12 protein-coding genes and 1 pseudogene are annotated in these 14,062 nt (G+C 73.7%); 7 read left to right on the top strand and 6 right to left on the bottom strand.

All coding sequences use genetic code 11. The features are described from left to right. Positions 1–18: 18 nt before the first annotated feature. Both glgA and KJS59_RS01025 read left to right on the top strand, forming a co-directional pair. A complete protein-coding gene (gene glgA / locus KJS59_RS01020) occupies positions 19–1,218 on the top strand; it encodes a glycogen synthase (protein ID WP_249713761.1) in 1,200 nt (399 codons plus the stop codon). Positions 1,219–1,231: 13 nt separating this feature from the next. Beyond that, entirely contained in the window at positions 1,232–1,597 is a 366-nt protein-coding gene (locus KJS59_RS01025; protein ID WP_213450287.1) for an FKBP-type peptidyl-prolyl cis-trans isomerase, read from the top strand. Between the two features lie 82 nt (positions 1,598–1,679). Here the strand turns inward: KJS59_RS01025 and KJS59_RS01030 are convergent, their stop codons facing one another. The 3 genes from KJS59_RS01030 to KJS59_RS01040 all read right to left on the bottom strand — a co-directional run bounded on the left by KJS59_RS01030 (position 1,680) and on the right by KJS59_RS01040 (position 4,801). After that, positions 1,680–2,435, bottom strand: coding sequence for a carbohydrate ABC transporter permease (locus tag KJS59_RS01030; protein WP_249713788.1), 756 nt, complete (start codon positions 2,433–2,435; stop codon positions 1,680–1,682). Positions 2,436–2,575: 140 nt separating this feature from the next. Next, complete coding sequence (locus KJS59_RS01035) at positions 2,576–3,472, bottom strand: carbohydrate ABC transporter permease (protein WP_213450289.1); 897 nt, start codon at positions 3,470–3,472, stop codon at positions 2,576–2,578. Between the two features lie 63 nt (positions 3,473–3,535). Continuing rightward, entirely contained in the window at positions 3,536–4,801 is a 1,266-nt protein-coding gene (locus KJS59_RS01040) for an ABC transporter substrate-binding protein (protein WP_213450290.1), read from the bottom strand. Positions 4,802–5,164: 363 nt separating this feature from the next. Between KJS59_RS01040 and KJS59_RS01045 the strand changes: the two genes are divergently transcribed. The 5 genes from KJS59_RS01045 to KJS59_RS01065 all read left to right on the top strand — a co-directional run bounded on the left by KJS59_RS01045 (position 5,165) and on the right by KJS59_RS01065 (position 11,467). Beyond that, positions 5,165–5,803, top strand: a complete 639-nt coding sequence (locus KJS59_RS01045) for a DUF1345 domain-containing protein (protein ID WP_213450291.1) — start codon at positions 5,165–5,167, stop codon at positions 5,801–5,803. A gap of 182 nt (positions 5,804–5,985) precedes the next feature. Continuing rightward, positions 5,986–7,440: a response regulator transcription factor gene (locus KJS59_RS31675; RefSeq protein WP_213450292.1), complete on the top strand. Its 1,455-nt coding sequence runs from the start codon at positions 5,986–5,988 to the stop codon at positions 7,438–7,440. A gap of 112 nt (positions 7,441–7,552) precedes the next feature. Next, the gene (locus KJS59_RS01055; RefSeq protein ID WP_213450293.1) at positions 7,553–9,463 is read left to right on the top strand and encodes a DUF2264 domain-containing protein; all 1,911 of its coding nucleotides are present in this window, start codon (positions 7,553–7,555) and stop codon (positions 9,461–9,463) included. Positions 9,464–9,645: 182 nt separating this feature from the next. Further along, positions 9,646–10,692, top strand: coding sequence for a S1 family peptidase (locus KJS59_RS01060; protein ID WP_213450294.1), 1,047 nt, complete (start codon positions 9,646–9,648; stop codon positions 10,690–10,692). A 163-nt stretch (positions 10,693–10,855) separates the two neighbouring features. Beyond that, a complete protein-coding gene (locus KJS59_RS01065) occupies positions 10,856–11,467 on the top strand; it encodes a ClpP family protease (protein WP_213450295.1) in 612 nt (203 codons plus the stop codon). Positions 11,468–11,480: 13 nt separating this feature from the next. On the opposite strand, the gene KJS59_RS01070 is transcribed toward KJS59_RS01065, so the two are convergent. The 3 genes and pseudogenes from KJS59_RS01070 to KJS59_RS32085 form a co-directional block, all read right to left on the bottom strand. Then, positions 11,481–13,361 carry a putative bifunctional diguanylate cyclase/phosphodiesterase gene (locus KJS59_RS01070; protein WP_249713762.1) on the bottom strand — a complete coding sequence of 627 codons (1,881 nt, stop codon included), beginning with the start codon at positions 13,359–13,361 and terminating at the stop codon, positions 11,481–11,483. Positions 13,362–13,515: 154 nt separating this feature from the next. Beyond that, on the bottom strand, positions 13,516–13,854 hold the full coding sequence (locus KJS59_RS01075) for an MmcQ/YjbR family DNA-binding protein (protein ID WP_249713763.1): 339 nt from the start codon (positions 13,852–13,854) through the stop codon (positions 13,516–13,518). Between the two features lie 49 nt (positions 13,855–13,903). Then, positions 13,904–14,020, bottom strand: a pseudogene (locus tag KJS59_RS32085) (aromatic-ring hydroxylase C-terminal domain-containing protein); the annotation flags it as partial. Positions 14,021–14,062 lie beyond the last annotated feature (42 nt).

The following is a 14,062-nucleotide window of genomic DNA, read 5'->3' on the forward strand; positions in this document are numbered from 1 at the left end:
GGCACTAGGGTGCTGCTCGTGGAGAATCGCCCCCTGCGCGTCGACCTGCTGACCCGGGAGTACCCGCCGGAGGTGTACGGCGGCGCCGGGGTGCACGTCGAGTACCTCGCGCGGGATCTGCGCCGCCTCGCCGACGTGCGGGTGCACTGCTTCGGCCCGCCCCGCGACCAGCCCGGCGTCACCGGGTACGCCGATCCCGCCGGGCTGGCCGGCGCCAACGCCGCCCTGCGCACCATGGGCGTCGACCTCGAGATGGCCGCCGGCGCGGCCGGCACCGACCTGGTCCACTCGCACACCTGGTACGCCAACCTCGCCGGGCACGTGACGAAGCTGCTGCACGGGGTTCCGCACGTGGTCACCACGCACAGCCTGGAGCCGCTGCGCCCGTGGAAGGCCGAGCAGTTGGGCGGCGGGTATGCACTGTCCTCCTGGGCCGAGCGCACCGCCATCGAGGCCGCCGACGCGGTCATCGCCGTCTCCGAGGGCATGCGGCGGGACGTGCTCACCGCCTACCCGGCCGTGTCGCCGTCCCAGGTCCGGGTGGTGCCCAACGGCATCGACACCAGCCAGTACGCCCCGGACCCGGCCACCGACGTGGTCGAGCGCATCGGGATGGACCCGCACCGCCCCAGCGTGGTCTTCGTCGGGCGCGTCACCCGCCAGAAGGGCCTGCCGTACCTGCTCCGCGCCGCCGCCTCGCTCCCGGACGACGTGCAGCTGATCCTGCTCGCCGGCGCCCCCGACACGGCCGAGATCGGCGCCGAGGTGGCGGGCCTGGCGGCGGCCCTGGCCGCCACCCGGGACGGCGTGGTCTGGATCCGGGAGATGCTGCCCAAGCGCGAGGTCATCCAGATCCTCACCCACGCCACCGTGTTCGCCTGCCCCTCCGTCTACGAGCCGATGGGCATCGTCAACCTGGAGGCCATGGCCTGCGAGACCGCCGTCGTCGCCACCGCCACCGGCGGCATCCCCGAGGTGGTCGCCGACGGCGAGACGGGGCTGCTGGTCCCCCTCGACCAGGCCACCGACGGCACCGGCACCCCGCTGGACCCGGACCGCTTCGTCGCGGACCTCGCCGCCGCCCTCACCGCCCTCGCGGGTGACCCCGGCCGCGCGACCCTGATGGGTGCCGCCGGGCGGCGCCGGGCCGTGGAACACTTCTCCTGGTCCTCGATCGCCGAGCGCACCCTCGACGTCTACCGTTCCGTCCTACCGTAGGGAGACCCGGATCATGCCGAAGCCCGAAGTCACCGTCGAGGGCGCCCCGCCCGCCGATCTGGTCGTGGAGGACCTCACGGTCGGCGACGGCGCCACCGCCGAGCCGGGCCAGACCGCCACGGTCCACTACGTCGGCGTCTCCCACTCCACCGGCCGCCAGTTCGACGCCTCCTGGGACCGCGGCGAGCCGCTCAGCTTCGCCCTCGGCCGGGGCCAGGTGATCACCGGTTGGGACCGCGGCGTGCAGGGCATGAAGGTGGGCGGCCGCCGCAAGCTCACCATCCCGCCCCACCTCGGCTACGGCGACCGCGGCGCCGGTGGCGTCATCGCCCCCGGCGAGACCCTGGTCTTCGTCGTCGACCTCCTCGACGTCGCCTGACACCTACGCCTCCTCGCACGCCGCCTTTCTGACCGGGTCGGTACCAAGGTCTTCCGCCCGCGGCGCCCCGGGATCGCGAGGGTCAGGACTTTACGGAGCCGGCCATGAGGCCGCCGATGAACCACCGGCCCAGCACCACGTACACGAACAGGGTGGGCAGGGACGTGATGAGGGCGCCGGCCATCGACGCCGCGTAGTCCGGCGACTGGGCGCCGGCCAGCGCGTTGAGGGCGATCGTGATCGGGCCGTTGCGGGTGTTGGAGAGGAAGATCGCGAACAGGTAGTCGTTCCAGGCCGAGGTGAACTGCCAGATCACGGTGACCACGAAGCCGGGCATGGAGACCGGCAGGATGATCCAGGCGAAGGTGCGCAGCAGGCCGGCGCCGTCCACCCGGCCCGCCTCGATGATCTCCTCGGGGACCGTGGTCGCGTAGTAGTTGCGGAAGATCAGGGTGCAGATCGGGATCCCGTAGATGACGTGCACCAGGGTCAGGGTCGGGATGCCCGGCGGGACCCCGATCGTGGTGACGATCTCGCGCAGCGGGATCATGACCGCCTGGTACGGGATGAACATGCCGAACAGGATCAGCGTGAACACCGCGTCGGCGCCCGGGAAGCGCCAGCGGGAGAGCACGAAGCCGTTGGCGGCGCCGATGAACGAGGAGATCAGCGCGACCGGGACGGCGAGCTGGAAGGTGCGCACGAAGGACGGGCCGAGGGCGTCCCACGCCTTCACCCAGGACGCCGTGGTCCACCGCTGCGGCAGGTTCCACTGCCCGGTGACGCCGATCTCGGAGCCGGACTTGAAGCTGGTCACCAGCAGCACGTAGGCCGGCATCAGCACGACGATCAGGAAGAACAGCAGCAGCGCGTACCTGACGGCGCGGCCGGTGACCGAGGCCGGGGTGATGTCCCGGCGGGGCCGGCGGGGTGCCGCCGGGGTCGGGGTGGCCGGCGGGGCCGGGGTGGTTGTGGTGGTCACGAGCGCCGCTCCGCCCTGGTCGTGTGGACGAGGTAGGGGACGATCAGCACCGCGACGAACAGCAGCAGGAGCACCGCGATCGCGGCGGCCTTGGCGTAGTCGCTGGTGAGCAGGGCCTGCCAGACGTAGACGGCGGGCACCTCGGTCAGCCACTGGGCGCCGGAGACCGACATGATCAGGTCGAACATCTTCATCGACATGTGCCCGACGATGATCAGCGCGGACAGCGCCACCGGGGTGAGCTGCGGGAAGATGACGTGCCGGTAGAGCTGGAAGGTGCTGGTGCCGTCCATGACGGCCGCCTCGCGCAGCTCCTGCGGTATGCCCCGGAACCCGGCGAGGAACAGCGCCATCACGTAGCCGGAGAGCTGCCAGATGGCCGGCATCGCCATCGCGGCCATGCCCCAGTCGGGATTGGTCCACCAGGAGTTCTGGAGGAACCCGAGGTGCAGCTCACCGAAGATCCAGTTGAGCCCGCCGGCGTCGTCGCCGGTGTTGGAGTTCATCAGCCAGCGCCAGACCACGCCGGAGGCGACGAACGAGACGGCCATCGGGAACAGGTAGACGGTGCGGAAGACGCCCTCCGCCCGGACGCCCCGGTCCAGCAGGAACGCCCAGAGCAGGCCCAGCACCATGGTGCCGACGACGAACACCACGGTGAAGATCAACAGGTTCTTCAGCGAGTGGGTGAACCGGTCGTTGATGTCGTTGGTGAACAGGTCGGTGTAGTTCTTCAGCCCGACGAAGCCCTTGGAGCCGAGCGCGTCGTGCTCGTCCGACATCGAGACCTTGACGGTCCAGGCGATCAGCCCGTAGACGAACACCGCCAGCACGACCAGGGACGGGGAGATCAGCAGGAGCCCCGGTCCCCACCTCTTGATGCGCTTACCCATAAACCCCTCGCTTGCCGGCCGGTGCGCGGCGGGCCGGGGCGGCCGGCCCGCCGCGCGCCGGTGTCAGTTCGTCTTGGCGAACTGGGACGCCGCCGTGGCGAGCGCCTTCTGCAGCGCCGCGGTGTCCAGGTCGCTGGAGAACTTGCCGAGGGCCGAGTTGGCCGCGCCCTGGAAGCCCTGCGAGCAGGCCGAGCCGTGGGCGCAGGAGGGCACCTGCTGGGCGGTCTTCCAGTCCGCGATGGCGGTCTGCTGGTACTGCGGGTAGTCGCCGGGGTTGGCGTCGGTGCGGGCCGGGATGGAGCCCTTCTTGGTGTTGAACGCCTTCTGCCCCTCGGCGCTGCCGACGGTCTTCAGCCAGCACTTGGTGCCGTCCGGGTTCTTGGCGTTCTTCGGCAGCACGAACGAGTCGGCCAGCCACTGGAAGGTGTCGCCGTTGCCGGGGAACACCGCGTAGCCGTAGTCCTTGAAGCCCTTGGTGTCCAGGTCGGCGGCCTCCCAGTCACCCATCAACTGGTATGCGGCCTTGCCATCCATGACCAGCTTCTCGGCGTCGGTCCAGTCGAGGCTGTCCCGGTCCTTGTTGGTGTACCCGAGCAGCTTCGTGAAGTCGTCGATGGCCTTGGTGACGTCGGCGCCGGCCCAGTCGGTGCTGCCGTTCCACAACCCGGTGAACTTGTCCGGGCCGAGGTCGCTGATGAGCACCGTCTCCAGCAGCATCAGCTGGGTCCAGTCCTTGCCGAGCGCCAGCGGGGTGGCCACGCCCTTGGCCTTCAGGGCGTCCAGCGTGGTGAAGAACTCGGCCAGGGAGGCGGGGTCCTTGGTGATGCCGGCCTGGGTCAGCACCGTCTTGTTGGACCACAGCACGTTGGCCCGGTGGATGTTCGCCGGCACCGAGTAGATCTTGCCGTCGACGGTCAGGTTGTCGATCAGGCCCTTCGGGAAGGCGTTGTTCAGGCCCCACTCCCCGTACTGGGCGCTGAGGTCCTCGACCTGGCCGGCCTTGATGTAGTCGGAGAGTTCGGCGCCCGCGTGCGCCTGGAAGGTGTCCGGCGGGTCGTTCTGCTGCAGGCGGGACGCGAGCACCTGCTTGGCGTTGGCGCCGGCGCCGCCGGCGACGGCGCCGTTGACGAACGTGTAGTCGGCGCAGGCGGTGCCGAACTGGGCGACGAGGCCGTCCAGGCCGGCCTTCTCGCCGCCGTCGGCCCACCAGGTGAACACCTCGACGTCCTTGGTGCTGCTGCCGCCACCGTCGCCGCCGCCACAGGCGGCCGCGGACAGCAGCGCCGCGACGCCGACGGCGGCGATCGCGGCCCGACGCGTGAAGCGCATGGTTCCCCCTCGGGCTGACATGGTTGTCAGCTTTGACAGCACGGACAAGCAGGGACACACTGCGACCCACAGGGCCGGATGTCAACGAACGCCCCACCCATGTTGCCGTGTCGTAACGCGAGCGGGTCTCGCCTCATCCGGTGGGGCGCATCGACCCCCGGTCCAGCATCGCCACCTGCGCTAACGCGGCCCCGCCGGGACGCGTGAACCTGGAGCGCCCGGGTAACCACGCGGCTTGCGCAGCAACGGACCTCACCGCGGACGCCGGCCGGGCCGTACCTGGAGAACCGGCCCGCCCGGCCGGCTCGCGCCCCGGCCGCTGCCGGCGCCGCCCACGGCGACGGCGACCGGCGGGCCCTGACCGTGCGGCTCGCCAGCCCCACCTCCTCCGGACTCCAGTTGGCCGCCGTCGCGGGGGTCGGCCTCGTCACGGGCGTGGTGGCGGGCGCGCTCACCACGCCCCTGCTGGGCGCCCTGATCGGCTGGGACGTGGGCGCCCTGTGCTACCTCGTCACCGCCTGGCGGGTGATGTGGCCGAGCGACGCCGGCGAGACGGCCCGGCTGGCCGCGTACGAGGATCCCGGGCGCCCGCTGCGCGACGCCCTGCTGCTCGGCACCTGCCTGGCCAGCCTGCTCGGCATCGTGGGGGTGGTGCGCGGCGGGAGCGCGGCGGGCCTGGGCCGGGTGGCCCAACTGGGGCTCGAACTGGTGAGCGTGCTGCTCTCCTGGACGGTGGTGCACACGCTGCACACCGCCCGGTACGCGCGGATCTATTACACCGGGCCGGACGGCGGGATCAATTTCCACCAGCGGGAGCCGCCGCGGTACCGGGACTTCGCCTACGTGGCATTCACGGTGGGCATGACCTTCCAGGTCTCCGACCCGGAGATCACCGACGGGCAGATGCGCGCCGCCGTGCTCCGCCACGCGTGGATGTCCTATCTGTTCGGCGCCGTCATCATCGCCGCGACGATCAATTTGCTGGTGAACCTGGTCCACTGACGTGCCTGACTTTTTCGGGTTCGCCATCGCCGCCCGAATGGTGGGTGACAATTGTCCAAACGTCGACGTTTAGCGATTGCCCGGGACTGGTACACCCCTCCGGCTCGCCAGCCGACGTTCGGCTGAGCGGTACCTGGCAGGGACCACCGAAGGGACCACCGACACCGGCAAAGGACAGCGGCATGACACCCACGATCGCCCGCGGCATCGCCGTCCAGCACCGCAACCGGATGTTCCGCGACATGTTGGCCGTGCAGCTGCGCCAGCAGCCCGGCCTGGAGCTGGTCGGCACCGTGGCGACCGGCGTGGAACTGGTCCGGCTCGGCGAACTGCGCCGGCCCGCCATCATCGTCTACGAGGCGGACGCGCCGCGCTGGGACATCGACCGGCTCGTCGCGCTGCCGCGCCCGGCCGGCCGCCCGGTCCGGATCATCGGCCTGCACAGCGGGCTCCCCGCGGCGCACCTGGTCCACGCCTACGAGTCCGGGGTCAGCGCGCTGGTCCAGTACGCGGACGGCTGGGGTCCGCTGATCGCCGCGATCCGGGCGCCGGTGCTGCCGATCGAGGCCGCTCGGTCCCACTCGGCCGGCCCGGCGTTGACCGCCCGCGAGTTGGAGGTGCTGTACCTGATCACGGCCGGCTTCGTGGTGGCGCAGATCGCCCGGATGCTCGGCATCAGCCAGCACACCGTGGAGCACCACAGGCGGCAGATCTTCGCCAAGCTGGGGGTCCGCGACGCCTCGCCCGCGGCGGCCGGCGCGGCCCGACCGGCCCCGGTCGAGTCGGTGACCCGGGACGAGGCGGCGGCCCGGCCGCGGCTACCGGTCGAGCAGGCGGTCATCCGCGGCCGGCGCGGCCCGGTGGCGGAGCGGGTCGGCCGGCTGCTGGCGGCGCACCGGATCCACCCGGTCCAGCGGCCGGACGAGCGGACGGTGGTGGTCCTGGTCGAGCCGGGGCCGGCGGACTGGGGCACGGCCGAGGAGCACCGCGGCGGGCTGGTCGTGGTCAGCTCGGCGCAGCCCAGCTACCGGCAGGTGATGGACGCCCTGGTGGCCGGCGCGGCGCTGGTGCCGGCGGCGCGGCTGGACGGGCTGCTGATGGCCGCCGTGCAGGCCGCCGGGCAGGGCTACCTCACGGTGGACCTGCGCTACCTGCGCTCCCTCGCTGGCCCGGCGCACCGGCCCGGCGACTGGCACCAACTGGCGCTCACCCCCCGGGAACGGGAGATCCTCGTGCTGGTGGACCGGGGCCGGTCGATGAAGCAGACGGCGCGGATGCTCGGCATCTCGGTGCGCACGGTCGAGAACCTCCAGGCGAACCTGTTCCGCAAGCTCGGCGTGCACAGCCGGGCCGCGGCGCTGACCGCCGCCCGCGAACTGCGCCTGTTCGACGCGCCGGCCGCGCCGGAGGCACTGCCGGCACCGGCACCCGAGGCACTGCCGGCACCGGCACGCGAGACACTGCCGGCACCCGGCCCCCAAGCACTGCCGGCACCCGGGCCACCCGGGGCCGAGGCACTGCCGGAGCCGGTCGCCGCGAAGCTGCCGGCGCCCGCGCCGGAACCGCTGCCCGCGCCCGCGCGGGAGCCGGCGGCCGCGAAGCTGCCGGCGCTCGCGGCCGGCGGGCCGGGCGCCTGACCACGCACCATTCAGGGCGTCCCCACCCGTCCCGCCCCACCCGTCCCGCCCCCACCCGGGGGGGATTTGCCAAGATCCCTTCCCGGTGCGGTTGAATGGCCGGCGGGGAGGGATGCGACGCGTGCACGGCCAGGTCGAGGATCGGCAGCTGTCCCCGTACACCGGATGGACCCGGGCGCACTGGACGGCGGCGCTGGACGCCACCCTGGCGGCGGTCCGCACGCACGCCACCCCGGGGCACGCGTTCATCCACCCGCCCGGCCCGCTGGGCAGCGCCGGCCGGCGCAGCGACGGGCTGGCGGGCTTCGCCCGCACCTTCCTGGCCGCCGGGTTCCGGCTGGCCGGCGCTGGCGCGACGGAGGCCGACGGGGCCCTGGCCGAGTGGTACGCCACCGGTCTGGCCACCGGCACCGACCCGGGCTCCGCGGAGCGCTGGCCCCGGCTGACCGAGGTGAGCCAGGCCAGGGTGGAGGCGGCGGCGATCGCGCTGGCCCTGCACGAGTCCCGCGCCGTGCTGTGGGACGCCCTGGCCGACCCGGTCCGCGAGCGGATCGTCGGCTGGCTGGCCGAGGTCGTGGGCCAGCCCCACCCGGAGCGCCCGGGCGGGTGGTTCCAGGCCGTGGTGGAGGCGTTCCTGCGCTCGGTGGGCGGCCCGTGGTCCGCCGAGGACATCGAGCGGACGGTCGCGCTGACCGAGCGGTGGTACCTGGGCGACGGCTGGTACACCGACGGCTTCGAGGCGGGCGCGGCGCGCAACATCGACTGGTACGCGGGCTGGGCGCTGAACTTCTACCCGCTGTGGTTCTGCCGGGTCGCGGGCGCCGACGCGGAGCCCCCGCTCACCGCCCGGTACCGGGACCGGCTCGGCCGGTACCTGCATACCGCGCAGCACCTGTTCGCCCCGGACGGCCCGCCGCTGCACCAGGGGCGCTCGCTGACCTACCGGTACGCCGCCCTGGCGCCGCTGTGGGCCGGCGCGGTCTTCGACGCCACCCTCATCCCGCCCGGCCGCATCCGCCGCCTCGCCAGCGGCACGCTGCGGCACTTCTGGGACGCGGGCGCCGGCCCCGCCCAGCCGGTCGGCTGGTACGGGGCGTTCGAGCCGATCCGGCAGGCGTACTCGGGCGCCGGCTCGCCGTACTGGTCGAGCAAGGCGTTCGCCGGACTGGTCCTGCCGCCGGACCATCCGGTGTGGACGGATGTGGAGGAGCCGCTCGCCGTCGAGGAGCGGGACGTGGCCGTCACCCTCCGCCGGCCGGGCTGGCTGGTCTCGGGCACCCGGGCCGACGGCGTGATCCGGGTGGTCAACCACGGCACCGACCACGCCGCGGACGCCCCGCCGGTCCCGGACGATCCCGGGTACTCCCGGCACGCCTACGCGACGCACACCGGCCCCGAGTACGGCGCGGCGGCCCGACACTCGCCGCTGGACAACCACGTGGCGCTGGTGGACGAGGCGGGTGCGGCCTCGCACCGGCGACCCCTGGTACCGCTGGGCATCGCCGGCCGGGTGGCCGTGTCGCGGCACCGAGCACACTGGCCGGTCGAAGGCGGCCCGCTGCTCGGTCCGGTGGTGCGCACCGCATCGGTGCTGCGCGGCGCCCTGGAGGTGCGGCTGGTCCGGGTCGACCCGGCCGACGAGCGGACCACCGCGCCCGGCCCGTGGACGCTGCGGGTCGGCGGGTACCCGGTCGCCGGCGCCGCTCCCCCGCGCGCCCGGGTCCGCCCCGGCGAGGCCCGCGCCGCCGGTGCGGGCGGGCTCACCTCCGCCGTGGTGGGCCTGCGCGGCCTGGGCGCCGCCGGGGTTCTGCACGGCGAGGGCGGCAACGCCTACGGCCCGTACTCCGCCATCCCGTACGTGCACACCGGCGGTCCGGTGGCGTTCGGCGAGGTGTACGCGGCGGCCGTGGTGCTCACCGGCGCCCCGGCGCCGACCGAACTGCCGGCGGTGCTCGCCGACCCGGACCTGGTCCGCGTGGTGTGGCCGGACGGCGCGGTCGATGAGGTGCGGCTGGCCGGCTGACGGTCATAACGCCGGCTACCTACGACGATGTTAGTGCTTGTGGATTTCCATTCGTCGATGGCAGGATTCGGGTTGTCTGGACGCTAACCGGCGTAGATCCGCCGGTTCGACCCGATGCGCCCACAGTGGCCATTGGCAGCATTCCGGCGTCATACCAGCTCTCCTCACCCCCGGGAGGCACAGTGAGATCCACCAGAACCACCATCCGCCGCGTCGCGATCGCCCTCGTGGCGCCCGTGCTGGTCGGCTGGGCGTTCGCACCCGGCAACGCGCAGGCGGCCCCGACCCCGCTGCGCGCGGACCGGGCGGACACCGCCGCCGCCCTCGCCAGCCGGCTCGGCGCCCACTCCGCCGGTGCGTACCTGGGCGGCGACGGCCGCATGGTCGTCACCGTCACCGACGAGGCCGCCGCCACCACGGTGCGGGCCAACGGCGGCATCGCGCGCCTGGTCAAGCACAACGCGGCCCGGCTCGACCAGGTGACCGCCGACCTGAACCGCCTCGAGCGGATCCCGGGCACCGCCTGGGCCACCGACCCGGTCGGCAACCAGGTCGTGGTCAGCGTCGACAGCACCGTCACCGGCGCCAAGCTCGCCCTGATCACGGCGGCGGTGGCCCGCGCCGGCGACGCGGCACGCCTGGAGAGGGTGGCCGGCGCGATCGGCACCCGCATCGCCGGCGGCCAGGCCATCTACACCAGCAACGCCCGCTGCTCGCTCGGCTTCAACGTGCACAGCGGCAGCACGTACTACTTCCTGACCGCCGGGCACTGCACCAACATCGGCTCGACCTGGAGCGACGGCTCCACCACCATCGGCACCCGGGCCGGCACGAACTTCCCGGGCAGCGACTACGGCATCGTCCGGTACACCAACACGAGCATCGCCCACCCGAGCGCCGTGTACCTGTACAGCGGCAGCCAGACGATCTCGTCGGTCGCGACCGCGTACGTGGGCATGAGCGTACGCCGCAGCGGCAGCACCACCGGCGTACGCAGCGGCACGGTGACCGCCGTCAACGCCACCGTGACCTACGCCGAGGGCCGGGTCTCCGGCCTGATCCGCACCAACGTCTGCGCCGAGCCCGGCGACAGCGGCGGCTCGCTGTTCTCCGGCAGCGCGGCGGTCGGCCTCACCTCCGGTGGCAGCGGCAACTGCACCACCGGTGGCACGACCTACTTCCAGCCGGTCACGGTGCCGCTGAGCGTGTACGGCGTCACCATCCCCTGATCGGCACCAGCAGAGGAGCCGCCGGGCCGAGGGCCCGGCGGCTCCTCGCGCTCCACCGGCCGGCACGGGTCCGCCGTGAGCGAACACGCTCAGGGCGAACAAGCCTTATCGCGGGCCAGCGCGGCGCCTAGCGTCGCGGGCACGACCTTGAAGGGGGTGTGCGATGGCGGACGAGGTGCGCGCGGGCGGCCTGGACGACAGCGTCTACGACCGGCTGTTGCGGGAACGGATCATCTTCCTCGGCAGCGAGGTCACCGATGAGGTGGCCAACCGGATCACCGCGCAGTTGCTGCTGCTCGCGGCCGAGGACCCGAAGCGGGACATCAACCTGTGGATCAACTCGCCCGGCGGCTCCGTCTACGCCGGGATGGCCATCTACGACACCATCCAGTTCATCGACAACGACGTGTCCACGCTGGCCATGGGCATGGCCGGCTCGATGGGCCAGTTCCTGCTCTGCGCCGGCACGCCCGGCAAGCGGTACGCCCTGCCGCACGCCCGCGTGGTCATGCACCAGCCGCACGGCGGCTTCGGCGGCACGGTCGCCGACATCGCCATCCAGGCCGCGCAGATGAGCCGGACCAAGGGCCTGCTGCGCGACCTGATCGCCTGGCACACCGGGCAGACCCCGACCCAGATCGAGCAGGACTTCGACCGCGACCGCTGGTTCACGGCGGCGGAGGCCGTCGGGTACGGCCTCGTCGACCGGGTCGTCACCGGCGCCGCCCAGGTGCCCGACGGCGCCGGCACGCTGGGCTGGTCCGCCGGGTCCTGACCGGGCGCCGCCGTCAGGCGGTGAGGCGGCGGGTGATGGTGCCCGGGCGGGTGGGGCGGCCGAAGTGCCAGCCCTGCCCGAGGTCGCAGCCGAGCGCCGCGATGCGGCTGGCCTGGGCGGACGTCTCGATGCCCTCGGCGGTGACCTCGAGGTGCAGCGCGTGGCCGAGCTTGACCAGGATCTCCAGCAGGGTCTCGTCCGCCGGGTCGGCGGCGGGGCCGCCGCCCAGGCCGGCGGTGAACGCCCGATCCAGCTTGAGCGCGTGGACCGGCAGGTGGCGCAGGTAGGCGAGGTTGGCGTAGCCGGTGCCGAAGTCGTCGATGGCCAGCCGGACCCCGAGGTCCGCCAGGCCGTGCAGGGTGGCGACGGCGCCGTCGGCGGTACCGACCACGGCCGACTCGGTGAGTTCGAGCTGGAGCCGGTGCGGGGCGAGGCCGGTGCGGTCCAGCACCTCGGCGACGTCGGCGACCAGGCCGGGGTGGCGCAGTTGGCGCACGGCCAGGTTGACGCTGACGAACGGGGGCCGGGCTGCGGCGCGGTGCCAGCGGACGGCCTGGCGGCAGGCGCGGTGCAGCAGGCGCAGGCCGAGCGGGACGATCAGCCCGGTGTCCTCGGCCAGTTCGATGAACGACGCCGGCGACAGGGTGCCGAGGCGGGGGTGGCGCCACCGGGCGAGCGCCTCCACGCCGCGCGGCGCGCCGTCGCCCAGGTCCACGAGCGGCTGGTAGTCCAGGACGAACTCGTCCCGGTCCAGCGCGCCGGGCAGTTCGGCGGAGAGCTGGTACCGGGCGACGTCGCGGGCGCTGCGCTCGGGGTCGAAGAGGGTCCAACGGCCGCCGCCGTCGGCCTTGGCCCAGCGCAGGGTGATGTCGGCGGCGCGCATCGTGTCGGTGGCGTCGGCGCCGGCGGTGGGGCGTTCGACGACGCCGATGCTGGCCGCGACGGGCAGCCGGTGGTCGCCGACGGCCACCGGCGCGGCCAGCGCGCTGAGCACGGCGTCGGCCACCTTGACGGCGTCGTCGGTGCACGCGGTGCGCTGGACGAGCACGGCGAACTCGTCCCCGTGCAGCCGGGCGAACAGGTGGCCGGCGTCGGCGGCCACGGCGGCGAGCCGGTGGGCGACGGCGAGCAGGAGCCGGTCGCCGACCCGGTACCCGAGGCTGTCGTTGACGGCGGTGAACCCGTCCAGCCCGATGAGGCAGACGCCGAGCCGGCCGCCGGGGCGGGCGGCGGCGATGGCCCGCTCCAGCCGGTGGGTGAACATGGCCCGGTTGGGCAGGCCGGTGAGGCGGTCGTGCAGCGCGGCGTGGCGCAGCCGGGCCTCGCTCTCGCGCAACCGGCGCTCGGCGTCGCGCCGGGCGGCGAACGCGGCGCGGCGGATCGCCTCCTGCTCGGTGAGGGTGCGGTCGCGCATGGCCCGCGCGGCACCGGTGACCAGGGCCTGTAACAGCCGCTCCAGCCGCTGCCCCGCGCCCAGAACCTCGGCCTTGCCGCTGGATGCCCTGCCGCCCGGGGCCCCGCTGCCCGGGATCTTGCCGCCGTTCTTGCCGGCCGGGATCTGCGCGGCCGCGGCGCCGGGCCGGAGCCGGTCCGGTGCCGCGGTGGCCTCGGCGGCGAGGTCGCCGAGCAGCCGGGCGTTGACGACGGTCACGGTACGGGCGAGCGACTCGGGCGCCGCGAAGCCCAGCGTGACGAGGTCCGCGCCGACCCGGTACCCGGGCGTGCCGGTGAACGGCTCGGCGGCCAGCGCGCCGGCCAGCCGGTCGGCGAAGCCGCGCAGCCGCGCCTCGACCTCGGCCCGGCTCATCGACACGTAGCTCGTGCCGACGACCGCCGCCGCCCAGGCCCTCGCGAACCCGTCCAGCCCCGCCGCCGCCCCGCCCGCGCCGGTCACGGCTCGCGCCCCACCCCGAAGTGCACAGTGGACCGTTTGAGCTGCTCGCGGTCGATGTCGTCTGGCGCCCACTCCGGCCGGTTCATCCGCCCGCTCCTTCGCCAACCGCACGGCTGTCCCGGACATCCTGCCAGCGCGGGCCCATCGAGGACAGTCAGCGACCGGAGTAGGCGGCCGAGACCTTCTTCGGCACGCACATCCGCCAGGCGTCGATGACCAGCTCACGGGCCTCGTCCGGCGCCAGGGCGGCCAGCCACGCCTCCACCCAGTGGTACCGCATGTCGACCGGGCCGGGCAGGAAGAACTTGTGCGGCTCGGCGGCGACCAGCGCGGCCCGCTCCTCCTTCGGGAAGCCGAAGCCCATGGTCGTCTCGTCCCGGGAGAAGGCCAGGTAGACGATCCGCCCGACGCGGAACTTCAGCCGGTCGCGGATGATGTGTTCGCTGCTGCGGGGCAGGCCCCGGGCCAGGTCGCGGATTTCTTCAACGGTCACCACGGCCCCATTCTCACCGTCCCGCCCGCCCGCCGGGGGCCGGCGCGCGCTACCGGGGCGGGCGGAGCCAGCGGGACAGGTACACACGCAGGCCGGTCAGGTCGGTGCCGGCGCCGCGGTACGCGACGTGGCCGTCCGGGCGGACGAGGTAGCGGCCGGGCTCGGGGGTAAGCGCCGGGCGCCCCGCATGGGGAGGGCGCCCGGCGCT

This window comes from Rhizomonospora bruguierae (assembly GCF_018397995.1).
Classification (GTDB): Bacteria; Actinomycetota; Actinomycetes; order Mycobacteriales; family Micromonosporaceae; genus Rhizomonospora; species Rhizomonospora bruguierae.

Excerpts from the sequence above, each read along its gene's own strand:
- KJS59_RS01025 (WP_213450287.1), top strand. The coding sequence starts at position 1,232 with ATGCCGAAGCCCGAAGTCACCGTCGAGGGCGCCCCGCCCGCCGATCTG.
- KJS59_RS01030 (WP_249713788.1), bottom strand. The coding sequence starts at position 2,435 with ATGCCGGCCTACGTGCTGCTGGTGACCAGCTTCAAGTCCGGCTCCGAG.
- KJS59_RS01035 (WP_213450289.1), bottom strand. The coding sequence starts at position 3,472 with ATGGGTAAGCGCATCAAGAGGTGGGGACCGGGGCTCCTGCTGATCTCC.
- KJS59_RS01040 (WP_213450290.1), bottom strand. The coding sequence starts at position 4,801 with ATGCGCTTCACGCGTCGGGCCGCGATCGCCGCCGTCGGCGTCGCGGCG.
- KJS59_RS31675 (WP_213450292.1), top strand. The coding sequence starts at position 5,986 with ATGACACCCACGATCGCCCGCGGCATCGCCGTCCAGCACCGCAACCGG.
- KJS59_RS01055 (WP_213450293.1), top strand. The coding sequence starts at position 7,553 with ATGCGACGCGTGCACGGCCAGGTCGAGGATCGGCAGCTGTCCCCGTAC.
- KJS59_RS01065 (WP_213450295.1), top strand. The coding sequence starts at position 10,856 with ATGGCGGACGAGGTGCGCGCGGGCGGCCTGGACGACAGCGTCTACGAC.